The organism is Rhodococcus sp. C-2 (assembly GCF_027854095.1).
GTDB classification, from domain to species: domain Bacteria; phylum Actinomycetota; class Actinomycetes; order Mycobacteriales; family Mycobacteriaceae; genus Rhodococcus_F; species Rhodococcus_F qingshengii.
On sequence record NZ_JAQGFI010000001.1, the window covers coordinates 491276 to 514535 of the forward strand.

The following is a 23260-nucleotide window of genomic DNA, read 5'->3' on the forward strand; positions in this document are numbered from 1 at the left end:
ATGACAAGCCCCAGCACCACTACTCGCATTCGTCCGAGCGCCGCAGATCTGGACGCCCAGAGCCCGGCCGCAGACCTGGTCCGCGTCTACCTGAACGGGATCGGTCGTACCGCACTGCTGACAGCAGCAGACGAGGTCGAACTGGCGAAGCGAATCGAAGCGGGGCTGTACGCCAGCCACGTCCTTGCCACGGGAAAGCGCCTGACAGTCGCCAAGAAGAGGGATCTCGCAACGATCGTTCGCGAGGGACAGTCGGCACGTAGCCACCTCCTGGAAGCGAACCTGCGACTCGTCGTGTCGCTGGCCAAGCGCTACACCGGCCGCGGCATGCCGCTCCTCGATCTGATTCAAGAAGGCAACCTCGGACTCATCCGTGCAATGGAGAAGTTCGACTACGCCAAGGGCTTCAAGTTCTCGACGTACGCCACCTGGTGGATCCGTCAGGCAATCACCCGCGGAATGGCTGATCAGAGCCGCACCATCCGGCTCCCAGTCCACCTCGTGGAGCAGGTCAACAAGCTCGCCCGCATCAAGCGCGAACTGCACCAGCAGCTCGGGCGAGAAGCCACGGACGACGAGTTGGCCGAAGAGTCGGGCATCCCGGCGCACAAGATTGCCGACCTGCTCGACCACAGCCGCGACCCGGTAAGCCTGGACATGCCTGTGGGCAACGACGAAGAAGCGCCCTTGGGCGATTTCATCGAAGATTCCGAGGCGACCTCGGCCGAGAACGCCGTCATCGCCGGTCTGCTGCACAGCGATGTGCGCAGCGTGCTCGGGACGCTCGACGAGCGGGAGCAGCAGGTCATCCGACTTCGCTACGGTCTCGACGACGGCCAGCCCCGCACCCTCGATCAGATCGGCAAGCTCTTCGGCCTCTCGCGTGAGCGGGTTCGTCAGATCGAGCGTGAGGTCATGGGCAAGCTCCGCGTCGGCGATCGCGCCGAGAAACTGCGGTCCTACGCGAGCTGATCAAACAACACAGCACGTGCGTCAGCGCGCCACACCACTCGCGCTGACGCACCGCACAAAGCACCGGCCACCGCTACTTCCCTCCCCCTCGGGAATGTGCGGTGGCCGGTGTTGTTCGCTGTGTCTACCGCAGCCGCCTGGGCCCCAGGTCGATTGCGCTCGGCTCAGGTCCGATTCGGACACGTGAATCGGTGATCTCCGCGCCGGTAGCCGAAGCGAGTACCGGCTCACAGGCCAGTTCGCGGACTTCGGGAATGTCGTCGGCCAGCGCCGAGATGCGCTGGACCAGATCAACCAACGCACCCTTGTTGACCGGAACGGCGTTGCGGTATCCGGAGAGAAGCGGCGCGGCCTTGGGCGCGTCGATCAATTCCGTAGCAGCGTCCTCGGTGAGAGGCAGTACGCGATAGGCACGGTCACCGAGGAGATCGGAGATCACACCGGCAAGCCCGAACGAGATCAGCGAACCGAACGACGGGTCGTCTTGGACACCAACCACACATCCGATGCCCTTGGTTGCCATTTTCTGCACGTGCAGCAGCGGTTCACCCGACGCTGCCGCAAGATCTCGGTAAGCGAGGCGCACCGATTCCGGTCCACTCAGATCCAGCCTGACGCCGCCCAGATCCGGTCGGTGTCGCCACATTTCGCCGGTTGCCTTGACCGCGACCGGGTAGCCGACAGCATCCGCTGCCTCTACTGCTTCGTCTTCGCTCAGGACCGAACGGAATTCGACGACGGCGACCCCGTAACACTCGAGCAGCGCCGCCGCTTCCACATCTGAAAGCCAACGGCCAGAAGAGTTTTCAAGCCAATCTGCCACCATCTTCTGGGCTCGCTCGGAGTCGATACCCACGGGGCGAACCACCTTCGACGCAGGCTTGCTGCGCCACTCCGCATATCGCCAAGCCCTCGCCAACGCCAGGGCGGCACGCTCCGGCCCCGGGTAGGACGGCACCGAACCGCGGGTCGGGTTACCGACTTCGTCACGAACTGCCAGGACGTCCGGCACACCCTCAGCTGCGAGGAACGTGGTGAGAATCGGCTTGTCCGAGCCTGCGACGGCGTCCTTGAGTGCTTTCGCGAACGGCTCGACCGGAATGGCTACCGGAGGAACGAAGACGGCGATGACGGCATCGACGTCGAACGACGCCAAAGCGTCGCGCACGGCAGTGGCGAACAGTTCCGGACTCGCCTGGGCGCCGAGGTCGACCGGGTCGCTGACCTGCAGACCTTCACTGCGGGCCGCGTCCGCAGCAAGGACACCGAGCGCGGTCGAGTTGCCGATGACCGCAAGCCGTGGGCCGGCGGGCAACGGTTGGTATCCGAAGAGCAAGGCGCAGTCGAACAATTGTGAAATGGACCCGACCTGAATGACGCCCGCCTGTTCGAAGAGGGCGCGGACGATCGAATCGTCGATCTCGACTCCGGTGGCGGCGAGCACCGGCGGAACCGCGTGCCGACCGCTCTTCACCGCGACGATCGGCTTCTTCCGCGCAACTCGACGCGCGATGCGAGAGAACTTCCGTGGGTTGCCGAAGCTCTCCAGATAGAGAAGGACCACTTCGGTGGACTGGTCGGAATCCCAGTACTGCAGAAGGTCGTTACCCGAGACGTCCGCACGGTTACCGGCGGAAACGAAGGCGGACAATCCGATTCGGCTGCGAGCGGCTTCGTCGAGAATGGCGATACCGAGCGCGCCGGACTGACAGAAGAAGCCGACGTTGCCTGCCACCGGCAAGACCGGCGCGAGCGTCGCATTCAACGAAATCGCCGGGTCGTTGTTCGCGACACCCAGCGCATTCGGGCCGATGAGGCGCATACCGTGAGCGCGCGCTGCATGGACCAGTTTGCGTTCGGACGAGCGCCCGTCCGGACCACTCTCACTGAAGCCCGACGAGACGACCACCAGCGCTTTGACGCCCTTGTCGAGGCAGTCGTCGAGTACCGAATTGATCGATTCTGCAGGTACAGCCACGACGGCGAGATCGACGTCGTCGGGGATGTCACGAACCGTCGGATATGCCCGAACGCCGTGTACCGAACGATGCTCCGCGTTGACGGGATAGACCGGTCCGGTGAATCCGCCGCGCAGCAGGTTGGTCAACACCGCGTTACCCACTTTGGCCGGGTCCGCTGATGCGCCGATCACCGCCACCGATCGCGGGCTGAGCACGTTTCCCATGCTGCGGGCCTCAGCTGCCCGCTCACGCGAATTGCGTACTGAAACAAGCGCTTCCGTCGGGTCGATCGCGAATTCGAGTCTCAGCACGCCACCGTCGAAAGAGCGGCTCACCTGATACCCCGCCTCACGGAACACCGTCACCATGTTGCGGTTCTCGGAGAGGACCTCGGCGACGAACATCGTCAGACCGTTCTCGGCCGCTGCCGCTGCCAGGTACTCGAGCAGGATCGGGCCGAGGCCGCGCCCCTGGTGTGCGTCGGCGACGACGAAGGCGACCTCGGCAGACTTTCCGTCACCGACGTCGAGCAGTCGCTCGTATCGACCCACCGCGATGATCTCGTCGCCGAGCATCATCACGAACGCCACACGGTTGTGGTGGTCGACCGTCGTGAAGTTCTTGACGTCGCGCGCCGACATCGTGGGGTACGGGCCGAAGTAGCGCAGATACCGGGTGCGCTCGGAGAGTTTGCCGTGGAATTCGACGAGCTTGTCCGCGTCTTCGGGAACGATGGGTCGCAACGCCACCGCTCCGCCGTCGGAGGCGAGAACATCGACTACCCAGGAATGGGGATAGGTGTGAGCGGGGTCGGTCTTCGGCGCCTGGCCGCTCGCCTCGCCGCCGGCAGCTTCGGTATCGGACTGTTCAGTCACGGGGATCCTCCGGGTCGAGTCCGAGTAGCGGGAACGAAGCGCGACGTGTCGCGATGATCGCCGAGTCGATGCGGGTGAGTGCACGGTCCACCGAGGCGACACCTGTCTCCGGTGTACCACCCGGGCCGTCCCACGGCGTGTAGGCGACATCACCGCCGTCCCCCATGGTCGGCGGGAGGTCGACGCTCGGCGCTCGCAGCTTCGTCGATTCCTTCCAGTCTTCGGGGACAGCGATGTCGACGTCGATCTCGCGATCGAGCGCTGCAGCGATCAAGTGAGTCCATGCCCTCGGCACGACGCGCACCAGTCCGTATCCCCCGCCTCCGACTGCCAGCCACCGCCCCTCGGAGTAGCGGTCGGCGAGGTCACGCATCGCCAAAAACGCGGCGCGCTGACCGTCGACGGTGAGGGCGAGATCCGCGAGCGGGTCCTCGCGGTGCGAGTCGACTCCGCACTGGCTGATGATGATCTGCGGGCGGAAGGCTGCAATGGCTCCCGGGACGACGGCGTGAAATGCACGCAGCCACAACGCGTCGACGGTTCCGGGCAGCACCGGGATGTTCACCGCCGTACCTTCGGCGGCCCCGTCGCCGACTTCGCTCGACCATCCGGTGTTCGGCCACAAGGTTGCCGGGTGCTGATGCAGCGAGACCGTGAGCACCCGAGGGTCCCCGAGGAACGCATGTTGCACTCCGTCGCCGTGGTGAGCGTCGACGTCGATGTAGGCGATGCGGTCGTAGCCGTTGTCGAGCAGCCACGAAATCGCAACCGCCGCATCGTTGTAGACGCAGAATCCAGAGGCCCAATCCGCCATCGCGTGGTGCATGCCGCCGCCGATGCTGACCGCGCGCCTCGTACGTCCCGAAGCGATTTCCTGCGCTGCGGCCAGCGAGCCGCCGGCGAGGATCGCACTGGCTTCGTGCATGTGCGGGAAGACCGGGTTGTCCTCGGTACCGAGCCCGTGGGGAACATCCTGGCCGCTCACACCGTTGTTCGCAGAGTTACCCGCGTCTTTGACCGCTGCAAGATATGCCGGTGTGTGGATTCTGAGGAGGTCGGCATCGGACGCGGCACTCGGTTCGAGAAATTCGATGCCCTCGAGAAGTCCGAGGCTTCGCGAGAGTGCCATCGTGAGATCGAGGCGAGTGGGATTCATCGGGTGATCGGCGCTCCACCGATAGCTCAGGTACTCCGGACTCCACACCACGACTCGATTCGCTCGAGACGCCGCGGGGTCCCCGTCAGATCTGATCGACGCGGTCATGGGATCACGCTACTTCCTCCTCGTTTCGTGCTGCACACCACACTCGTGGCCCGCTTCGGAGACCGAGATCGAGTGACACGAATCCAATTCGGACACGCGCTGGACTCGCCGCGGTGGAGGCGGCACCGGAACCACGAACTGAACGGTAGAATGATCAACTGACGAAGGGGTTGAGTGTGAAGGATCTAGTCGACACCACGGAGATGTATCTCCGGACGATCTACGACTTGGAAGAAGAGGGCGTAGTCCCACTCCGGGCGCGGATCGCCGAACGGCTCGAACAGAGCGGACCCACCGTCAGCCAGACTGTTGCGCGTATGGAGCGTGACGGCTTGCTGATGGTCGCCGGCGATCGACATCTGGAACTCACCGACAAGGGTCGCGATCTCGCGATCTCTGTCATGCGTAAGCACCGGTTGGCAGAGCGCCTGCTGGTGGACGTCATCGGTCTCAAATGGGAAGACGTACATGCCGAGGCATGCCGTTGGGAGCACGTGATGAGCGAGGAGGTCGAGCGTCGGCTCGTCGTCGTTCTGAACAACCCCACGACGTCGCCCTACGGCAACCCGATTCCGGGCTTGGACCAGTTGGGACTCGACGGCCCGGTTGCCACCACCGAAACATTGGTGCGCCTGACCGATATTCCGCACGGCGCACAGACAGCTGTGGTCGTTCGGCGACTGGCCGAGCACGTGCAGTCCGATCCCGAGGTGATCGCGCAGCTGCGTGACGCCGGCGTCGTTCCCGACGCCAGGGTGACGGTCGAAACCCGTCCGGGCTCGGTGACGATCATCGTGCCGGGTCACAGCGGGTTCGACCTGTCCGAGGAAATGGCTCACGCCGTTCAGGTCAAGCAGGTCTGAGGAAGTAGATGAAACTCCTGGTCACCGGCGGCGCCGGTTACGTCGGCAGTGTATGCAGCACTGTGTTGCTCGAGCGTGGACACGAGGTTGTCGTCATCGACGACCTCTCCACCGGAAATGCCGACGCGGTGCCTGCCGGTGCCGAGTTCATCGAAGGAGACGTGGGAGCGCTTGCTGCCGACGTCCTCGGCAGTGCGGGTTCACCGGTTTTCGACGGTGTGCTTCACTTCGCAGCGCAGTCGCTGGTGGGCGAATCGGTGCTTCACCCTGAAAAGTACTGGCGCGGAAACGTCGTCACGACCATCGAGTTGCTCGAGGCTATCCGTGTCTCCGGTACTCCCCGCCTCGTGTTCTCGTCCACCGCCGCTACGTACGGCGAACCGGAGCAGTCCCCCATCGTGGAGACCGCTCCGACCCGCCCCACCAATCCGTACGGCGCGACCAAGCTCGCGATCGATCATGCGATCACCTCGTACTCGATCGCCCACGGCCTCGGTGCGACGAGCTTGCGCTACTTCAACGTCGCAGGTGCGTACAAGTCCGCCGGCGAGAACCGGGTGATCGAAACCCACCTGATTCCACTCGTCCTGCAGGTCGCGCTCGAACAGCGGGACAAGATCTCGGTCTTCGGAACCGACTGGCCCACGCCGGACGGAACCGCGGTACGCGACTACATCCACGTGCTGGACCTCGCCGAAGCACATCTACTGGCGCTCGAATCCTCGGTTCCCGGCGAGCACCGCATCTACAACCTCGGAAGCGGTGCCGGCTTCAGCGTGCGCGAGGTGATCGCCGCCTGTGCGCGGGTCACCGGCCTGCCGATCAACGTCGAGGACGCGTCACGACGGCTGGGTGATCCGGCAGTACTGATCGCATCGAGCGACAAGGCGATGGCCGAGCTGGGTTGGACGCCCACGCGTACCGATCTCGACGTCATCGTCGCCGACGCATGGCAGTTCCTCCAGGATCTGGGCGACCGCTCACACGCTGCTCGCTAGCTTCCATTCGGCAGTGCCGGCGGCAAGCCGGTGATTCCGAGCGATTCCCCGATGGACAATCCGACGGCCGCGAGGTCACGGATTCCGTCGGGGCGCATACCGGATTGCAGCGATAGATCCAGCAATCCCGCCAAGGTGTGTTCCGAATCGGCCGACAGCGCGGCCGACAGCGCAACACCTGCCAGAGGTCCGTCGCCACGCACGTATGCAAAGAAGCCGAGAAGTGTTGCCGGCCAAGCTCGTTCGGGCAACGGGACTTCATGGGTGAGCAGGAGCCACAATTGCTCAGCATGTGCCGCAACGGACGTGATCGCCAATCCCAGCACCACGTCGCGCACGCGTACGTCCGTCAATGCGACCACCAGATCGGCGCATTCCTGCGGGTCAGGGCGGTGAGCGCCTGCCTCGACACGGCGGACGTGTTCCAACACCAGATCGATCCGGCACTGAACTGCGGTTTCACCGCTCGGTCCCCCACTGTGCGCGCTCGACTCTCGTCGGCTCGCGATCAGTCGGGCAATCGTGTCGTGATTGCGAGCGGCGCCGTGTACCCACCGGACCAGTTCCTCACGCGAACGGCGAATGACCCTCCCGCCCAACACCTGTGCTGCTGCAACCGACGAAGATGCCGGGTCTGGCAGGGTGCCGCGGTGAATCGAACGCATGACGCTCGTCCACGGCTGGCCAGATTCTATTGCGGCCGTGCACAATACGTCGGCCAGCTCGACGCAGGTTCCGCCGAGCATGTCTTCGAATACCTCGGCCAGCTCGATGGTTTCATCGATCAGAGTTTCAGCTGCCGAGCAATCGGTGATCACCACGAGAACGACCGCACGCGCGCCTTCCCCGTCACAGACGGCGGCGAACTGGCGCAGCGCCGCGCTCATCTGCCTCGCGGGCTTTCCCCTGACACTGGGAAAGTAGTCGTGCCGCATCACTGGTCCGAGCGTCGAGGCGGAGGCGCCCATCAGAGACAGCGCAACCACAGAGTTGGACGGATGGAAGCCCAGGAGTGCGGGTATTGCCGCGATCAATTCGCCTGGATCGGAGACGCGTTCGACGCATCCGAGAAGGGCGGCAAGGTCGTCGTCGGAGAATTCGAATTCTCCCGGAAGAGGTGATGTCGTCATGCACACACCGTCGCTGATCACCCTGACCCGGCCGTCTGCTCGACCAGGGAAAACAGCTGCGTCCAAGTCGTCTGTGGATTACCGCATTTGTTGGGGACCAAGTACCGCGCCGCACCGAGCAGCTCCGCTACTTGTCGGACCTGTGTGCTGCGAAATCACTTGCCTGCTTTGACCTTCTGCACGGCTGCGGTGAACGCTTGATCCAGCGGTGCCGTCGAGGGCGTCGCAGAACCGAACGTCATCAGTGTTGTCGCCACCCGTACGTCGCCGACCTGCGCGATCAAGGTCAGCATCGTCTGATCACCGGCTGTGGCCTTGGGGGACACGACAGTGCGGCGAAGTGACATCGTCTTGTCGGCATCGATCGGCGACGGCGGAAGAATTTCCGTCGTCACTGTCGTAGTGACGCCGTTCGCAGTGACAGTCATGGACGGGCACTGCCGAGTTTGCGCTTCCAACTCGTCCAGTGGTGCATCGACCTTCGTGAGTTCGACCGAAATCGTTGCCCTCGTCGCGTTGTCGGTCCCGACCGCCATCACGGTCCCGTTCGGACCGTAATCCTGTTCCGGTGGCTCACATTCGGACGGATCGACGGTGGCACCGCGCGGGACGCCGACTAGATCCGGCGCTGCCATCGGAACGGCTTGCGGGGGCAGCACAACAGCGCCGAAGGGCTCGGGGAATTCCTCGGGAGTCAGCAGCAGTTCGGACAGCGGTGCCGCCGTTTTCGGAGAGGTGGATTTCGGCGTCGAGGATTTGGGTGCAGCCGTCGTACTCGGCGCCGCCGTGCCGCTGTCGGTCGCACCGGCAGTCGCCGGCGCGGAGTCCGGAACGGGTGCTCCTTGGACAGACCCGGAGCAGCCCGCGAGTAGTGCAACGGCGGCCACCGCAGCAAGTGAGCATGCGGCCACTCGCCTGGACGATCGTGGACACACCCGCATGTAAGCCTCCGCACTCGACCGATCCCGACAATCGACCAATCCATTTCGGACAAATCGGCCGTGCCGACCTTGTGTTCCACTCTGCCATGTCCGAAGCCGCGCACCCGACATCTAACGAACGCCCAGGCCAAGTGTCGAAAGATACCGCTCAGCTTCGCTCTCGGCGAACGCCCGTCTCATCTGATCGGGAATGATCGGTCACCGACTCGGTGTTCTTACCGATGAACGTCTGATCCAGTGCTGTCGGGCACCTGACTCCGATGCTGTCGCGCGTGCGCCGATAGTGGACACTTGAGATCAAGACCGAAGAGCGAAGGGGACTGCGATGGACGAACAGTCGAGGATGTACGAGCTGGAATTTCCGGCGCCCCAGTTGGCGGCTGCCGACGGCCAGGGGCCGATCCTGATTCACGGACTCGAGGGTTACTCCGACGCCGGTCACGCCGTGAAATTGGCGACGACGCATCTGCGCGAAAGCCTCGAGACCGAGCTTGTCGCGTCGTTTGCTGTCGACGAGCTGATCGACTACCGCTCACGTCGACCGACGATGACGTTCAAGGCCGATCATTTCTCCGATTACGACGCTCCGGCGCTCAATCTGTACGCACTGCGCGATACGGCCGGCACGCCGTTCCTGCTGCTTGCCGGGATGGAACCGGACCTCAAGTGGGAGCGGTTCACCACAGCTGTTCGACTGTTGTCCGAACAGTTGGGAGTGCGTCGAACCATCGGGCTCAACGCGATTCCGATGGCAATCCCGCACACCCGACCGCTCGGTGTGACAGCACATTCGACCAACAAGGACCTGATCCAGGACCATCAGCGTTGGTCAGGTGAACTGCAGGTTCCCGGCAGCGCATCATCACTGCTCGAGCTTCGTATGTCTCAGCACGGGCACGAGGCGATGGGCTTTTCGGTGCATGTCCCCCACTACCTCGCGCAAACGGACTACCCGGGCGCCGCAGAAACTTTGCTCGAAAACGTTTCCGAGGTTTCGGATCTGGAGTTGCCCTTGGTGGCACTGGGTGAGGCCGCGGCGCGCGTTCGGGAACAGGTTAACGAGCACATAGCCGGGAACGAAGAAGTTCAGACTGTAGTCCACGCTTTGGAGCGTCAATACGACACTTTTGTCGCCGCTCAGGAACAACAGTCGTCCCTTCTGGCCGGCGAGGCCGACCTTCCCAGCGGTGACGAGATCGGCGCAGAGTTCGAAAAGTTCCTGGCCGAACAGGCAGGAAATGACGACTTCGGCTCAGATGGAGACCTCGATCGAGGCGACAACTGACGAAAATGTGACGGGCGGGGCGCATAATTCGACATTGTGCGCATTCCGCAACCCCTCCGTTACCTGGGCTGTTGTTCAGGACACATCCGTCGGATAGCCTCAAACTCTGTGTGATTTTCGTTGACGGCTCAACAACTGGAGCAGACAGTCAACGTGGTCACACGCCGAGCCAGGAGGCGACATGAGCAGACCACGGAACCGTCAGCTCCGACCGGTCCCCGACGAGGAACCGCGGATGATGTTCCGGACGATTCACGGCTACCGACGCGCATTTCGGATAGCCGGCGAGGGTCCGGCAGTACTGCTCCTGCACGGAATCGGCGACAACTCGTCGACGTGGACCGAGATCATTCCCCACCTCGCCAAGAAGTACACGGTCATCGCACCTGACCTGTTGGGTCACGGCCGTTCCGACAAGCCACGCGCGGATTACTCGGTAGCCGCGTACGCCAACGGCATGCGGGATCTTCTGTCGACGCTCGGCATCGAGCACGTCACCGTCATCGGGCACTCGCTCGGCGGCGGCGTAGCGATGCAGTTCTCCTACCAATTCCCACACATGGTGGATCGCCTCGTGCTGGTCTCGGCCGGTGGCGTCACCAAGGACGTCCATCCGCTGCTTCGCCTCATGTCCGTTCCGGTGGTCAACGAGGTGGTAAAGCTGCTCCGGATACCTGGTGCGATGCCGCTCGTCCGGATGGCCGGGAACCTTGCCGGCGTAGTTCACGGTTCAAATCTGCGTCCCGGCACCATGTTGCATGACACACCGGACCTGATTCGCGTGCTCGCTGATCTCCCCGACCCCACTGCCTACGAGGCCTACCTTCGTACGCTGCGGGCCGTCGTGGACTGGCGCGGACAGGTCGTCACGATGCTCGACCGCTGTTATCTGACCGAGAATCTGCCGGTTCAACTGATCTGGGGCGACGACGACTCCGTCATTCCCGTCTCCCACGCTCACCTCGCGCACGCGGCGATGCCGAACTCACGCCTCGAAGTCTTCCGCGGCTCGGGCCACTTCCCGTTCCGCGACGATCCGATGCGTTTCCTGCAGATCGTCGAAGATTTTCTTTCCAGCACCGCACCACTCGTCTTCGACGAGGCTCGCTGGCGCCACATGCTGATCTCCGGGGTCGGCGAGAACACCATCACCGGAACGTCGTCCACCCGCATGGCGGTGCTCGACGCCATGGGCTCGGACGAGCGAAGCGCAACCTGATCTACGGTTGCGGCTAGCCTGTACGAGTGCTGCTGACGGAACTTCTCCCCGACAACGCGGATCCTGATTCCGTTTTCGACGCCTTCTCTTCGTGGACCATCGAACGAGGTTTGACGCTCTACCCGGCCCAAGAAGAGGCCGTCATGGAGTTGGTCTCGGGTGCAAACGTGATCCTTGCGACGCCGACCGGGTCAGGCAAGTCGATGGTGGCGATCGGCGCGCATTTCTATGCGATGTCGCTCGGCAAGCGCACCTATTACACAGCGCCGATCAAGGCCTTGGTGAGCGAGAAGTTCTTTGCACTGTGTGAGGTCTTCGGTGCCGAGAACGTCGGCATGATGACTGGCGACGCCGCCGTGAACTCGTCGGCGCCGATCATTTGTGCGACGGCCGAAATCGTCGCGAATCTTGCACTGCGCGAGGGCCCGAACTCCGATATCGGCCAGGTCGTGATGGACGAGTTCCACTTCTACTCCGAACCCGATCGAGGTTGGGCGTGGCAGGTTCCGCTCATCGAGTTGCCGCACGCCCAGTTCCTGTTGATGTCGGCAACTCTCGGTGAGGTCGACTTCTTCTCCGAAGATCTGACGCGGCGTACCGGGAAACCCACCACCGTCGTCTCCGGCACAGAACGCCCCGTGCCGCTGATGTTCTCGTACGCGACCACGCCGGTCGGCGAAACCATCGAAGCTCTGGTGACCACCAACCAGTCCCCCGTCTACATCGTGCATTTCACGCAGGCCGCCGCCCTCGAACGCGCCCAGGCACTGACGAGCGTCAACTTCTGTTCCAAAGAAGAGAAGGAAGCGATCGCCGAGGCGCTGGGTGGTTTCCGCTTCACCACCGGGTTCGGAAAAACACTCTCCCGCCTGGTCCGGCACGGCATCGGCGTTCACCATGCGGGCATGCTGCCCAAGTACCGACGGCTCATCGAAGTTCTCGCACAGGACGGGCTTCTCAAGGTGATTTGCGGTACCGACACCCTCGGCGTCGGCATCAACGTCCCGATCCGCACGGTGCTGCTCACGGGTCTGGCCAAGTACGACGGCGTCCGTACTCGGCATCTGAAAGCCCGCGAGTTCCATCAGATCGCCGGTCGCGCGGGTCGTGCAGGCTACGACACGATGGGCACCGTCGTCGTCCAGGCACCGGAACACGAAGTAGAGAATCTGCGGGCAGTCGCCAAGGCCGGCGACGATCCGAAGAAGATCAAAAAGATTCAACGCAAGAAGGCTCCCGAGGGGTTTGTGTCCTGGAGCGAAGCGACGTTCGATCGCTTGGTCGCCGCATCGCCCGAGCCGTTGGTGTCGCGATTCTCGGTCAGCAACTCGATGCTGCTCAATGTCATTGCCCGCCCGGGTAACTGCTTCGACGCGATGCGGCACCTGTTGGAGGACAACCACGAATCGCGTCCGGCGCAGCGCAAGCACATTCTCAAAGCGATCTCGCTGTATCGCGGATTGCTCAGCGCCGGCATCGTGGAACGCCTCGACGAACCCGACGAGTACGGCCGCATGGCTCGGTTGACGATGGACCTGCAACGCGACTTCGCCTTGAACCAGCCACTCTCACCGTTCGCCTTGGCGGCATTCGAACTTCTCGACGTCGAATCCGACAGTTACGCACTCGATGTCGTCTCGATCATCGAGTCGACGCTCGACGATCCGCGTCAGGTTCTGATGGCGCAGCAGCACTTCGCTCGTGGCGAAGCGGTTGCGCAGATGAAGGCCGACGGCATCGAGTACGAGGAGCGCATGGAACTCCTCGAAGAGGTTACGTGGCCGAAACCGTTGTCGGACTTGCTGTTCCCGGCTTTCGAAATGTACCGGGGTGGCCACCCGTGGATCACCGAGTTCGCCCTCTCCCCCAAGTCCGTGGTGCGCGACATGATCGAACGCGCCATGACGTTTGCCGAGTTGATAAGCCATTACGGACTCACCCGGTCCGAGGGCCTCGTCCTGCGCTACCTCGCCGACGCCTACCGCGCGCTGCGACAGACCGTCCCGACGGAAGCGCGCACCGAGGAACTCGAAGACATCATCGAGTGGTTGGGCGAGCTGATCCGTCAGGTCGACTCGAGCCTGCTCGACGAATGGGAGTCACTCACCGACCCCGGAGCCGAGGCAGATACGGAAGAGGTTGCGTTCGGCGCCGACATTCCCCGTCCCATCTCGGCGAACCCGCGCGCATTCCGCGTCATGGTGCGCAATGCGATGTTCCGACGCATCGACCTCGCGTCGCGTCGGCAGTGGAACGAGCTGGAAAACCTCGAGGACGGTATCGACGCCGCCGAGTGGGAGGAGCAACTACTCCCGTACTTCGAGGAGTACGCAACAATCGGAACCGGGCCATCGGCGCGCGGGCCGGCGCTCTTCCAGGTCACCGAAGAGGGTGAGTTCTGGCGGGTGCGGCAGGTGCTCGAGGATCCGGAGGGCGATCACGGATGGGCACTGCTTGCCGTCGTCGACATCCCGGAATCGGATGCCGCGGGTGAAATCGTGTTCGACGAGCTGAGCGTCGTAGAAGGCTAGCGCCTGTGCGCCTTTCTGGTAGTCGGCGCTACCAAAAAGGCGCACAGGGGGCGTCAGCCCCTTCGAGCCTTCCGCGGCTGGTTGCGGCGAGCAGCGCGCTTTTCCTTGATGCGAACGTTCTCGGCCCGCACCTCGGCCTGAACAGCGCGTTCCTTTTCGAGCCATTCGGGCTTCTCTTCGAGGAGTGCGGCGATCTGATCCGTGGTGAGTGCTTCTTCGACGCCGCCGCGGGCCAGCCCGGCGATCGATACGCCCAGCTTGGCGGCGATGACCGGGCGAGGGTGCGGTCCGGTGCGTCGCAGCTCCAGCAGCCACTCCGGCGGATCGGTCTGCAGAGCGGTCAGCTCGTCACGAGTCACGTCGCCTTCCTGGAACTGCGCAGGTGTTGCTTCCAGGTACACACCCAGCTTCTTGGCAGCCGTCGTCGGCTTCATCGTCTGGGGAGTTTTGTTCGACGTCATGCAACAAGAGTAACCAGCCGATACGGGTGCTTTTACCAAGGCGGTAGCCTTGCCTGGTGACAGACGCGGATAGTCAGGCAATTTTTCGACTCGCGTACGCCCCGGGGGTGACGCCCACCAAGTGGGTCCGGGTGTGGCACGAGCGGCTCCCCGAGGTGCGTCTGGAACTTGTTCAGTTCCCGGTTCTCGAACTCGAAGCTGCACTTCGCGCCGGTGAAGCAGATGCAGGTTTGGTTCGACTGCCGATCGACCGGACCGGCATCAGCGCCATCTCGCTGTACGCGGAAACCCCGGTGGTGGTGGTACCGAAGGATCACGTATTCACTACTGTCGATCAGATTTCCGTCGACGATCTGGCCGACGAGATAGTGCTCGATCCTCTCGACGACAGACTCGACTGGCCGACCCGTCCCGGAAAGACCGCCGCCGAGCGACCCGCGACCATCGCCGACGCCATCGAGTTGGTGGCCGCCGGTGTCGGAGTTGTCGTGGTTCCCCATTCGCTGGCGCGGTTCCACCATCGCAAGGACCTGACCTTCCGTCCGGTGGACGGTGCGCCCGAGGCTCCTGTGGCTTTGGCATGGATGGAGTCCAAGACCACAGATCTGGTCGAGGAACTTATCGGCATCGTGCGGGGCCGAACGGCGCAGAGTTCCCGCGGCCGAAACGGTGAGCCGGCGGAGAAGATCAAGGGCTCCGTCAAGGCCAAGATCGCGGCCCGCGAGCGTCGCGCAGAAGCTGCCAAGAACGGGCAGAAAGCTAAGGGCGCCGGCACCGCAAAGAACATATCCGGACGCAACGCCGGTTCCGGTAAGGCCAAGGCGGGCGGCAAATCAGGCAGCGGCAAGTCCGGTGGGACCAAGAGTTCGGGTGGCCGGTTCTCCGGAAAGCAGAAGGGCCGCTAGGGCTTCAACTGGCAACTCGGAGGATCGCTGCCGGACAATGCTGAACTGATCAGGCGCGACAGACTCGGACTGTGGTCTCGCGAATTGGCGCATCGTCGAACTCCGTCGAGCATGATGAGAGTATGACTCCCGCGAGTTCTTCAGCCCTCGACGAATTGGTAGCGGCACTCCCCGAGGGAGCCGTCCTGCTGGATCCGGACGTGACCGCGGGCTACCGCCAGGACTGGGCCGCCGATCCGACCGCCGGCCATCCCGCTGCCGTGGTTCGCGCTACGTGCACCGAAGACATCCAAACAGTGATGCGCTGGGCAACCGCCAACCGCGTGCCGGTGGTTCCCAGAGGTGCCGGCTCGGGCCTGTCCGGTGGATCCAGCGCCGTCGACGGTTGCATAGTGGTCAGCACCGAGCGAATGCGACAGATCACGATCGACCCGGTCGCCCGGGTGGCGGTTGCTCAGCCCGGTTTGATGAATGCGGAGGTCAAGAAAGCAGCCGCAGAGCACGGACTCTGGTACCCACCCGACCCGTCATCCTTCGAAATCTGTTCCATCGGCGGCAATGCAGCCACCAACGCCGGCGGACTCTGCTGCGTCAAGTACGGAGTTACCACCGACTACGTTCTCGGACTCCGGGTCGTGCTGGCGGACGGTGCAGCTGTCAGCCTCGGAGGTCCCCTTCTCAAGGACGTCGCCGGACTCTCACTCACCAAACTGTTCGTGGGCAGCGAGGGCACTCTCGGCATCATCACGGAAATCACGTTGCGTTTGATTCCCGCGCAGCCGCCCGCATCAACCGTCGTCGCGTCGTTCGACTCGGTACAAGAAGCTGCCGACGCGGTCTTGGCGATCACCAGCAACATGCGTCCGGCGATGCTCGAGTTCATGGATCACGCCAGTATCAATGCTGTCGAGGATTCGGTACGCATGGGTCTGAACCGCAAGGCTCACGCACTACTGCTCGCGCAGTCCGACGCACCCGGCGCGGCAGGCGTGCTGGAAATCGAGACGATTGTTCAGGCGTGCGAAAACAACGGAGCCACCGAAGTATTCGCCACCGATGACCAGGCCGAAGGTGACGCTTTTGCGGCGGCACGGCGAGCGGTGTTCCCGGCCGTGCTCGCGATGGGAAGTCTGCTTCTCGAAGACGTGGGCGTTCCCATGCGCGCACTCCCCCAGCTGGTAACCGGGGTCGAAGCCATCGCCGACGACCTCGACGTCCTGATCTGCACGGTGGCGCACGCCGGAGACGGAAACACACACCCGCTCATCGTCTTCGACCCCGCAGACCCGGACATGTCCGAACGCGCACAGATCGCATTCGGACGGGTGATGGATCTCGCCATCGCGCTCGGCGGCACGATCACCGGCGAACACGGGGTGGGTCGACTCAAGCGCGACTGGCTGCCGTCACAGTTGGGTGAAGACGTCATGGCCCTCAATCGCAAGGTCAAGGATGCGCTCGACCCGCTGGGGATTCTCAATCCCGGAGCCGTCATTGCCGTGAAAGAAGGCTCTCTCGACTAGCTTTCACGTCGACGTCGAACGAGTTACGTCATCGAGGAACCGTCGGGCTGACCGAACGGACCAGCTCGGCCAGCTGACGGAATCCTTCTGCTCGGCCACTCGACGAGCGGAACACGACGCCGATCGTGCGACCTGGAGCCGGCGAAGCGAAACGCGCCGTCGACAAGTCCCCGCGTCGAACCTCCACTGCAACAGCCGATTCCGGGACCAAAGTCACCCCGAGTCCCCCGGCCACACATTGCACGACTGTCGCAAGAGAGGTAGCCCGCGTGTCGCCGGCAAGCGGATGGGCGTCTACCGAACGGCACAGATCCAACGTCTGGTCGCGCAGGCAGTGGCCGTCGTCGAGCAAGAGCAACGGCAGCGCGTCGAGCACGTCCGCCGTGAGATCGACACGTTCCGCCAAGGAATGATCGTTCGGCACGACCATCACAAAATCCTCTTCGTACACAGGAACTTCCACCAGGCCAGGTGTTCCGGCAGGAAGCGCCAACACCGCGACGTCGAGCGCTCCCGATCGCAGGGCATCAAGCAAGCGCGCCGTTTGATCCTCGACTATTTGCGGCGCCAACGACGGCAGCTTCTCGCGCAGCTCCGGCAACAACCCCGGAAGAATGTAGGGCGCAACGGTCGGGATCAACCCGATGCGTAGCGGTCCGGTCAGAGAGTCGCCGGAGCCGGCCGCGCTCGCGACGAAACCGTCGGCAGCCTCGAGGATTTGCTTGGCCTGACCGAGCAAGCGCTGTCCGTCCGCGGTCACGAGCACGCGCCGGGTACTGCGTTCGATCAGTCTGACTCCCAGCCCCGCCTCTAGAGCTGCCAGCGCCTGCGACAGTGTGGGTTGGCTCACACCGGAACGCGCTGCGGCAGTACCGAAATGCCGATACTCGGCGACTGACACGAAGGCACGCAGCTGTGACAAGGAAGGTTGATAAGTCTGATCAGACATGCCTATCAGTGTAGTGCCACCCATCACCTTTACCTTTTGAACGGTTTGATGCAGAATGGACTCATACCAAAAAGCGCCGGTCACAACCTCGACACTCCAGTCGAAACCGTCCGACCCGCTGACGGTGACAAACCCTCTCGATCCAGCACGTTCGGCCGTCACAGTCCGAACAGCCGGATCGTGTGCGCAAGAAATTCCTGTTCACGAGACACGTAGGAGAATGAGACACATGGCTCTGCTCACAATCGGCGACCAGTTCCCCGCTTACAACCTCACGGCTGTCATCGGCGGCGACCTGTCCAAGGTCGATGCCCAGCAGCCCGATGACTACTTCACCACCGTCACCAGTGACGACTACGCAGGCAAGTGGCGCATCGTCTTCTTCTGGCCCAAGGACTTCACCTTCGTGTGCCCCACCGAGATTGCTGCATTCGGCAAGCTCAACGAAGAGTTCGCAGACCGTGACGCTCAGGTTCTCGGCGCTTCCGTCGACAACGAGTTCGTGCACTTCCAGTGGCGTGCACAGCACGAAGAGCTCAAGACCCTCCCCTTCCCGATGCTCTCGGACCTCAAGCGCGAGCTTGCCGAGGCCACCGGCGTCCTCAACGCCGACGGCGTTGCAGACCGCGCGACGTTCATCGTCGACCCCAACAACGAGATCCAGTTCGTCTCCGTCACAGCCGGTTCCGTCGGCCGTAACGTCGACGAGGTTCTCCGCGTCCTCGACGCTCTCCAGAGCGACGAGCTGTGCGCATGCAACTGGAAGAAGGGCGACCCGACCATCAACGCCGGCGAGCTCCTGACTGCGAGCGTCTGAGTATGAGCGTCGAGAACCTCAAGAACTCGCTTCCCGAGTACGCGAAGGACCTCAAGCTCAACCTGAGTTCCATTGCGCGCACGACGGTCCTGAACGAGCAGCAGTTGTGGGGAACACTCCTCGCAACGGCCGCAGCCACCAAGTCTGCGTCCACGCTCAAGGAGATTGCTTCCGAGGCTGCCGACAACCTCTCGGCAGAGGCATACAACGCCGCTCTCGGCGCAGTGTCGATCATGGGCATGAACAACGTCTTCTACCGCACCAAGGGCTACCTCGACGGTAAGTACGACGATCTTCGTGCCGGCCTGCGGATGAACATCATCGGCAACCCGGGCGTCGACAAGGCCGACTTCGAATTGTGGTCGCTTGCAGTGTCCGCGATCAACGGCTGCAACCACTGCCTCGAAGCTCACGAGAACACCCTCCGCCAGGAAGGTGTCGACCGCGAGGTCATCTTCGAAGCGATCCGCGCCGGTTCCATCGTCGCGGGCGTCGCACAGGCTGTCGAAGCCAACGAGATCCTCTCTGCCGCACAGGTCTGATCACTCGGACCTGAGTGCAGTTCGACGAGCCCTCCCCACCGTGAAGGTGGGGAGGGCTTTTCGCGCGCTAGGGTGGACCGATGGGTATCGAGGTGAGTGTGGTCCGGGTCTTCACGGACGAGAACGGCAAGCACGGGAATCCGCTGGGAATCGTCGACGCGTCCACGGTTGCAGAATCGGATCGACAAGCCGTCGCGAAGGAACTCGACTACAGCGAGACCATCTTCATCGACGTTCCGGATGACGGCGCCTCGCGTGCGCGGGTCCAGATCTTCACTCCGGCAGCAGAACTCCCCTTCGCCGGACACCCGACCGTCGGTGCCACGTGGTGGTTGGGCGAACAAGGCCGTCGCGTGAGCGCCCTCGACGTTCCTGCCGGCAGTGTCGACGTCCGCCAATCCGGCGCTTTGACGTGGGTACGCGCGCGTGCCGAATGGGCACCGGAATTCGCGATCTATCCGATGGACACGGTCGACGACGTCATCGACGCAGATCCGTCCGACTACGAGGCGGATCATTCGTATCTGTGGGCGTGGCAGGACAAGCTCGAAGCTGCCATCCGCGCACGCATGTTCGCACCGGTGATGGGAATCGCCGAGGACGAGGCAACCGGATCTGCAGCGCTGCGCATCACGGACCGATTGAGGAAATCACTGCTCATCACCCAGGGACGCGGATCGGTGCTTCACACCACCTTCTCTCCGGAAGGTTGGCTCGAAGTCGGCGGCCGCGTCGTCGCCGAGCCGTCACGAACCTTGTGAGTACCCGGCGGGATTGCGTCCGGCCTCGAGGTCACGTGCACTCAGTGATACCGAGATCTCGTCACCGAGCGCAACTCCCGGAGCGAGGGGCAACTGATCTCCACTCCAGAACTTGCCCGGGTCGAACCAGTTGACACGACGATTACCGACGAGCAGACCCATCGCTTCATAGGTCTTGGCAACCACTTCGGCGCAGTAGGCGCTCTCGACGGCTACTGCCGATACGTCGGACTTCTTGCGCAGCTTCGGGATTCGGCCGCCGAACCAGCGCGAAGCAAGCTTGGCTGTCGACGGGAAAGGCGTACCGTCCAGCCGCGCGATCGTCTCGAGCAGAGCGTCTTCCTGCTCCCGGGTGATCTCGTGGTCGAGCTGGCGCAACCATCCACGCTGCCCGTACTTGGCGCCCCAAACCTGAACGGCCGATCGCAGATCGTGCAGTTGGACACCACGCTGGAAGCGTCCGGTCCACATGTCCTGCAGCGAGTGACCGAGTTCCGCATGCCACATCAGCGGCGGAAGGTCGTCGATCACGACCGACATTCCGACGTGGTTGACCGGGCTGTTGGTCAGCGTCTGGATGGCCCGGTCCGCCGTCGACTCTCCGCGGAAGATCCAGATGTCGCCCGTGCGGGTCGCCGCGGCGGCCTCGTCGAGACTCACCTGCGAAAGCAATCGTCGGTCCATGCCTCTAGCGTAGAGGGATGAAACTCACGACTCCTCTGCGCGCCTCGCACGTTTGGAAACTGGTCGGCCTCGCCGGCGCGATGGGCGTTGCCGCCACCGGGGTCCTCGTTGCGCGCGGCGAACGCCAGCGTCGGGCCTACTCTCCGGACGAGATTCGCTCGGTGCTACACGAGCGCTACACCCAGGCGTACGCCAAGCAGTCGGAGCAAGAGGTTCTGGAACTGGAACCTGCGCCCAACGCAGTGCGGCGCCGAATCGAGAAACTCTTTCGGCGCCGCAGCTGACTTCAGCCGAGGGCTGCGAGGATCCCCGCGGCCATCTCGGCGACCTGATCGTCGGTCATCACAAACGTCGGCGAAATCTGCATCGCACCCTGACCCGCGGCGCGACCCGAAATACCGTGCTCGCGAAGCGTCTTCACGAACGGCAACGCCTCCGCCGGATCAGCCAACTGCACTGCCGCGACCGCACCGAGCCCACTACGAACCTCCGCCACCCGCGGATGCTCCGCCAGCGGCTGCAGATGCGTATGCAACGACGCCTCCAAACGCTTCGACTCCGCGAGCAGATTCTCACGCTCGAGAATGTCGAGGTTCGCCATCGCCGCCGCAGCAGCACCGGCATGCCCGCCGTAGGTGTACCCATGGCGCCACCACGAACCGGCATAGAACGGCTCCGCCACCCGCGGCGCGATGAACACCGCACCCATCGGAACGTAACCCGACGTCAAACCCTTTGCCGTGGTCATCATGTCGGGCTGCAAATCGAAACGGGTGGACGCGAACCACTCACCACCGATCCGGCCGAAACCGGTCACGACCTCGTCGACGACAAAGAGGATGTCGTGCTCACGGCAGATGTCACGCACCTCGGCCAGATACCCCTCCGGCGGAAGATACACCCCACCCGCACCGATGATCGGCTCCGCGAAGAACGCCGCGATCTTGTTCGCACCGACCCGCTCGATCAACTCGAGCAGACTCTTCGCATCATCCCAGCCGACCGTGGCCGCATCCGCCATCAGCTCGCCGTACCCCTCACGGTTCACCGGAATACCAGCGAGAGCTGTTCCCGCAACATGCATTCCGTGGTACGCCTTCTGACGACCGACGATGATCGCCTTCTCCGGCTGCCCCACCTCGTGCCAGTACCGACGAGCAAGCTTCGCCGCAGTGTCCACCGAATCCGAACCACCCGAAGTGAAGAAGATCTTGCTCCCGGCAACCGGCGCGATCGTCGCCAACCGCTCCGCCAACACCTGCGTGGTCTCGGGAACGAAATCACCGAAATTCGAAAAATGAGCGATCTTCGACAACTGAGCCGCCACCGCATCCGCGATCTCGGTGCGCCCGTGCCCGACATTGGTGAACCACAGGCCCGCTGTCGCATCCAGATACCGAGTGCCCTCGCGGTCCCAGATGTACGCGCCCTCACCGCGAGAGACGACAAACGCGCCGTTTTTCTCCACAGCGCCCATGTCCGCGAACCCGTGCCACAATGCCGAAGCCATCATTGTCCCCTTCGAATACAAACGATGCTGGTGTGCAAACGATGTGCTGCGACTATATCGACACCAGGAATCCGCGCATGACGGCGCTCGCCCGGCACCGGCATTTCCGGGCGCACCCGTAATCTGTCGACCATGACTTTTGCCGACAATCTCGCCGCACTGCCCACCATCGATCATCTGGCCGCCATCGAGGTACTCGACGCCGACGGAACCGTCGTCGACACCGTGGAGAACAAGCCCGGAAAGTCCGGCTCGGTCAAGGTGTACAACCATCTCGCTCAGGTCTACGGCGCGCTGACACCCGAAGCCGCCTCGGCAGGATTGACGATCTTCGCCGAGCACACCGAGGACGCGCGGGCGAACCCGGGCAAGCACCCGAACGTGGACCGACTCGATCAGGTGCTCGCCTCCGGCAATCCCCTAGGACTTCGCAGCGTTCCGTCCGCGTAGCCCGGCGCCCAACCGTCCGACGGCATTGACTGCCAACGCCATCAGGGCCATCGCGATGCCCAGTACGACGAATCCGATGAACAGGGCCAGATAGCCCTGGTGGCGCGGATCCATGAACGGGTAGGGATACCAGTCGACGATCGAACCTCGGATCAACGTGTACACGCCGTACACGACCGGGAACAGCAACCACTGCAGTGAACGTGCTTCGGAGATCCTGTGCCTCGAGGCGAAGAACACCCAGTCGAGCAGCATGACCAACGGAAGAATCCGATGCAGTGCCGAGTTGATCCAGGCATCGTTCAAATTGACGTCGATATCTGCCAGGAGGACGGCATAGATGATGCCGGTGATCACCATGTACAGCGTCACCGCCCCGCGGATCGACTGCCACGCCTGCGATTGTGGATCTCGAATTGCACCGATCAGCAACACGATCACCGCAAGAATGTTGCTCTCGATGGTGAAGTAGCTCAGATAGTTCGACAGAGACAGCTCAGCCGCGTCACGGATCGGGATCCACAGCAAAGCGGCAAGTCCGAACACAGCAAACAACAGTCTCAGGGCTCGCACGGCGATCGGCGTCGACAAGACAGGCACCGATGACTCATTTGCGGTA

Annotated in this window: 22 protein-coding genes; 13 read left to right on the top strand and 9 right to left on the bottom strand. The window is 63.2% G+C overall.

Annotated elements, in window-relative coordinates; all coding sequences use genetic code 11:
• Positions 1-972 (top strand): sigma-70 family RNA polymerase sigma factor, encoded by a 972-nt coding sequence (locus PCS43_RS02160; protein ID WP_003942639.1) that lies wholly within the window; start codon positions 1-3, stop codon positions 970-972.
• Between the two features lie 124 nt (positions 973-1096).
• Here PCS43_RS02160 and PCS43_RS02165 read toward each other — a convergent pair whose 3' ends face one another.
• A complete protein-coding gene (locus PCS43_RS02165) occupies positions 1097-3808 on the bottom strand; it encodes a bifunctional acetate--CoA ligase family protein/GNAT family N-acetyltransferase (protein ID WP_209908423.1) in 2712 nt (903 codons plus the stop codon).
• Positions 3801-5072, bottom strand: coding sequence for an acetoin utilization protein AcuC (locus tag PCS43_RS02170; protein WP_042919945.1), 1272 nt, complete (start codon positions 5070-5072; stop codon positions 3801-3803). The genes PCS43_RS02165 and PCS43_RS02170 overlap by 8 nt, the downstream gene beginning before the upstream one ends.
• A gap of 176 nt (positions 5073-5248) precedes the next feature.
• Between PCS43_RS02170 and PCS43_RS02175 the strand changes: the two genes are divergently transcribed.
• Positions 5249-5935 (top strand): metal-dependent transcriptional regulator, encoded by a 687-nt coding sequence (locus PCS43_RS02175; protein ID WP_003942150.1) that lies wholly within the window; start codon positions 5249-5251, stop codon positions 5933-5935.
• Between the two features lie 8 nt (positions 5936-5943).
• The gene (galE, locus tag PCS43_RS02180; RefSeq protein WP_209908421.1) at positions 5944-6933 is read left to right on the top strand and encodes a UDP-glucose 4-epimerase GalE; all 990 of its coding nucleotides are present in this window, start codon (positions 5944-5946) and stop codon (positions 6931-6933) included.
• Here galE and PCS43_RS02185 read toward each other — a convergent pair.
• Both PCS43_RS02185 and PCS43_RS02190 read right to left on the bottom strand, forming a co-directional pair.
• Positions 6930-8063, bottom strand: a complete 1134-nt coding sequence (locus PCS43_RS02185; protein ID WP_209908418.1) for a DUF4192 domain-containing protein — start codon at positions 8061-8063, stop codon at positions 6930-6932. The two genes, galE and PCS43_RS02185, sit on opposite strands and share 4 nt — an antisense overlap.
• Before the next feature lie 155 nt (positions 8064-8218).
• Entirely contained in the window at positions 8219-8974 is a 756-nt protein-coding gene (locus tag PCS43_RS02190; protein WP_042919947.1) for a sensor domain-containing protein, read from the bottom strand.
• Positions 8975-9329: 355 nt separating this feature from the next.
• On the opposite strand from PCS43_RS02190, the gene PCS43_RS02195 reads away from it, so the two are divergent.
• From PCS43_RS02195 to PCS43_RS02205, 3 genes are all read left to right on the top strand, one after another.
• Complete coding sequence (locus tag PCS43_RS02195; RefSeq protein WP_209908416.1) at positions 9330-10289, top strand: proteasome assembly chaperone family protein; 960 nt, start codon at positions 9330-9332, stop codon at positions 10287-10289.
• Between the two features lie 181 nt (positions 10290-10470).
• Entirely contained in the window at positions 10471-11508 is a 1038-nt protein-coding gene (locus PCS43_RS02200) for an alpha/beta fold hydrolase (protein ID WP_007732813.1), read from the top strand.
• A gap of 26 nt (positions 11509-11534) precedes the next feature.
• Complete coding sequence (locus PCS43_RS02205) at positions 11535-14039, top strand: DEAD/DEAH box helicase (RefSeq protein WP_209908414.1); 2505 nt, start codon at positions 11535-11537, stop codon at positions 14037-14039.
• A 53-nt stretch (positions 14040-14092) separates the two neighbouring features.
• Here PCS43_RS02205 and PCS43_RS02210 read toward each other — a convergent pair whose 3' ends face one another.
• Positions 14093-14500 (bottom strand): DUF5997 family protein, encoded by a 408-nt coding sequence (locus tag PCS43_RS02210; protein ID WP_007732807.1) that lies wholly within the window; start codon positions 14498-14500, stop codon positions 14093-14095.
• A gap of 56 nt (positions 14501-14556) precedes the next feature.
• On the opposite strand from PCS43_RS02210, the gene PCS43_RS02215 reads away from it, so the two are divergent.
• Together PCS43_RS02215 and PCS43_RS02220 are read left to right on the top strand one after the other, a co-directional pair.
• Positions 14557-15405: a LysR substrate-binding domain-containing protein gene (locus tag PCS43_RS02215; protein WP_003942255.1), complete on the top strand. Its 849-nt coding sequence runs from the start codon at positions 14557-14559 to the stop codon at positions 15403-15405.
• A 122-nt stretch (positions 15406-15527) separates the two neighbouring features.
• The gene (locus PCS43_RS02220) at positions 15528-16928 is read left to right on the top strand and encodes an FAD-binding oxidoreductase (protein WP_209908413.1); all 1401 of its coding nucleotides are present in this window, start codon (positions 15528-15530) and stop codon (positions 16926-16928) included.
• Positions 16929-16956: 28 nt separating this feature from the next.
• Here PCS43_RS02220 and PCS43_RS02225 read toward each other — a convergent pair whose 3' ends face one another.
• On the bottom strand, positions 16957-17877 hold the full coding sequence (locus PCS43_RS02225; protein ID WP_209908410.1) for a hydrogen peroxide-inducible genes activator: 921 nt from the start codon (positions 17875-17877) through the stop codon (positions 16957-16959).
• Positions 17878-18106: 229 nt separating this feature from the next.
• Between PCS43_RS02225 and PCS43_RS02230 the strand changes: the two genes are divergently transcribed.
• The 3 genes from PCS43_RS02230 (at position 18107) to PCS43_RS02240 (ending at position 19997) form a co-directional block, all read left to right on the top strand.
• Complete coding sequence (locus tag PCS43_RS02230) at positions 18107-18694, top strand: peroxiredoxin (RefSeq protein ID WP_003942119.1); 588 nt, start codon at positions 18107-18109, stop codon at positions 18692-18694.
• A 2-nt stretch (positions 18695-18696) separates the two neighbouring features.
• On the top strand, positions 18697-19236 hold the full coding sequence (locus tag PCS43_RS02235; RefSeq protein WP_209908408.1) for a carboxymuconolactone decarboxylase family protein: 540 nt from the start codon (positions 18697-18699) through the stop codon (positions 19234-19236).
• An 80-nt stretch (positions 19237-19316) separates the two neighbouring features.
• Positions 19317-19997 (top strand): PhzF family phenazine biosynthesis protein, encoded by a 681-nt coding sequence (locus tag PCS43_RS02240; protein WP_003942237.1) that lies wholly within the window; start codon positions 19317-19319, stop codon positions 19995-19997.
• On the opposite strand, the gene PCS43_RS02245 is transcribed toward PCS43_RS02240, so the two are convergent.
• The gene (locus PCS43_RS02245; protein WP_030536898.1) at positions 19983-20681 is read right to left on the bottom strand and encodes a hypothetical protein; all 699 of its coding nucleotides are present in this window, start codon (positions 20679-20681) and stop codon (positions 19983-19985) included. The two genes, PCS43_RS02240 and PCS43_RS02245, sit on opposite strands and share 15 nt — an antisense overlap.
• A 17-nt stretch (positions 20682-20698) precedes the next feature.
• Here PCS43_RS02245 and PCS43_RS02250 point away from each other — a divergent pair, with 17 nt between their 5' ends.
• Positions 20699-20965, top strand: a complete 267-nt coding sequence (locus PCS43_RS02250) for a hypothetical protein (RefSeq protein WP_064075590.1) — start codon at positions 20699-20701, stop codon at positions 20963-20965.
• A gap of 2 nt (positions 20966-20967) precedes the next feature.
• Here PCS43_RS02250 and PCS43_RS02255 read toward each other — a convergent pair whose 3' ends face one another.
• Positions 20968-22191, bottom strand: coding sequence for an aminotransferase family protein (locus PCS43_RS02255; protein ID WP_047269349.1), 1224 nt, complete (start codon positions 22189-22191; stop codon positions 20968-20970).
• Positions 22192-22323: 132 nt separating this feature from the next.
• On the opposite strand from PCS43_RS02255, the gene PCS43_RS02260 reads away from it, so the two are divergent.
• The gene (locus tag PCS43_RS02260) at positions 22324-22641 is read left to right on the top strand and encodes a DUF2322 family protein (RefSeq protein WP_054188522.1); all 318 of its coding nucleotides are present in this window, start codon (positions 22324-22326) and stop codon (positions 22639-22641) included.
• Here the strand turns inward: PCS43_RS02260 and PCS43_RS02265 are convergent.
• Positions 22612-23241 carry a Pr6Pr family membrane protein gene (locus tag PCS43_RS02265; RefSeq protein ID WP_054188523.1) on the bottom strand — a complete coding sequence of 210 codons (630 nt, stop codon included), beginning with the start codon at positions 23239-23241 and terminating at the stop codon, positions 22612-22614. The genes PCS43_RS02260 and PCS43_RS02265 overlap by 30 nt on opposite strands.
• Positions 23242-23260: the final 19 nt, after the last annotated feature.

Coding starts and splice junctions, on each gene's coding strand:
- PCS43_RS02210 (WP_007732807.1), bottom strand. CDS start 14,500: ATGACGTCGAACAAAACTCCCCAGACGATGAAGCCGACGACGGCTGCC.
- PCS43_RS02245 (WP_030536898.1), bottom strand. CDS start 20,681: ATGGACCGACGATTGCTTTCGCAGGTGAGTCTCGACGAGGCCGCCGCG.
- PCS43_RS02250 (WP_064075590.1), top strand. CDS start 20,699: ATGAAACTCACGACTCCTCTGCGCGCCTCGCACGTTTGGAAACTGGTC.
- PCS43_RS02240 (WP_003942237.1), top strand. CDS start 19,317: ATGGGTATCGAGGTGAGTGTGGTCCGGGTCTTCACGGACGAGAACGGC.
- PCS43_RS02255 (WP_047269349.1), bottom strand. CDS start 22,191: ATGGCTTCGGCATTGTGGCACGGGTTCGCGGACATGGGCGCTGTGGAG.
- PCS43_RS02170 (WP_042919945.1), bottom strand. CDS start 5,072: ATGACCGCGTCGATCAGATCTGACGGGGACCCCGCGGCGTCTCGAGCG.
- PCS43_RS02220 (WP_209908413.1), top strand. CDS start 15,528: ATGACTCCCGCGAGTTCTTCAGCCCTCGACGAATTGGTAGCGGCACTC.
- PCS43_RS02160 (WP_003942639.1), top strand. CDS start 1: ATGACAAGCCCCAGCACCACTACTCGCATTCGTCCGAGCGCCGCAGAT.
- PCS43_RS02225 (WP_209908410.1), bottom strand. CDS start 17,877: ATGTCTGATCAGACTTATCAACCTTCCTTGTCACAGCTGCGTGCCTTC.
- PCS43_RS02185 (WP_209908418.1), bottom strand. CDS start 8,063: ATGACGACATCACCTCTTCCGGGAGAATTCGAATTCTCCGACGACGAC.
- PCS43_RS02195 (WP_209908416.1), top strand. CDS start 9,330: ATGGACGAACAGTCGAGGATGTACGAGCTGGAATTTCCGGCGCCCCAG.
- PCS43_RS02235 (WP_209908408.1), top strand. CDS start 18,697: ATGAGCGTCGAGAACCTCAAGAACTCGCTTCCCGAGTACGCGAAGGAC.
- PCS43_RS02230 (WP_003942119.1), top strand. CDS start 18,107: ATGGCTCTGCTCACAATCGGCGACCAGTTCCCCGCTTACAACCTCACG.
- galE (WP_209908421.1), top strand. CDS start 5,944: ATGAAACTCCTGGTCACCGGCGGCGCCGGTTACGTCGGCAGTGTATGC.
- PCS43_RS02200 (WP_007732813.1), top strand. CDS start 10,471: ATGAGCAGACCACGGAACCGTCAGCTCCGACCGGTCCCCGACGAGGAA.
- PCS43_RS02260 (WP_054188522.1), top strand. CDS start 22,324: ATGACTTTTGCCGACAATCTCGCCGCACTGCCCACCATCGATCATCTG.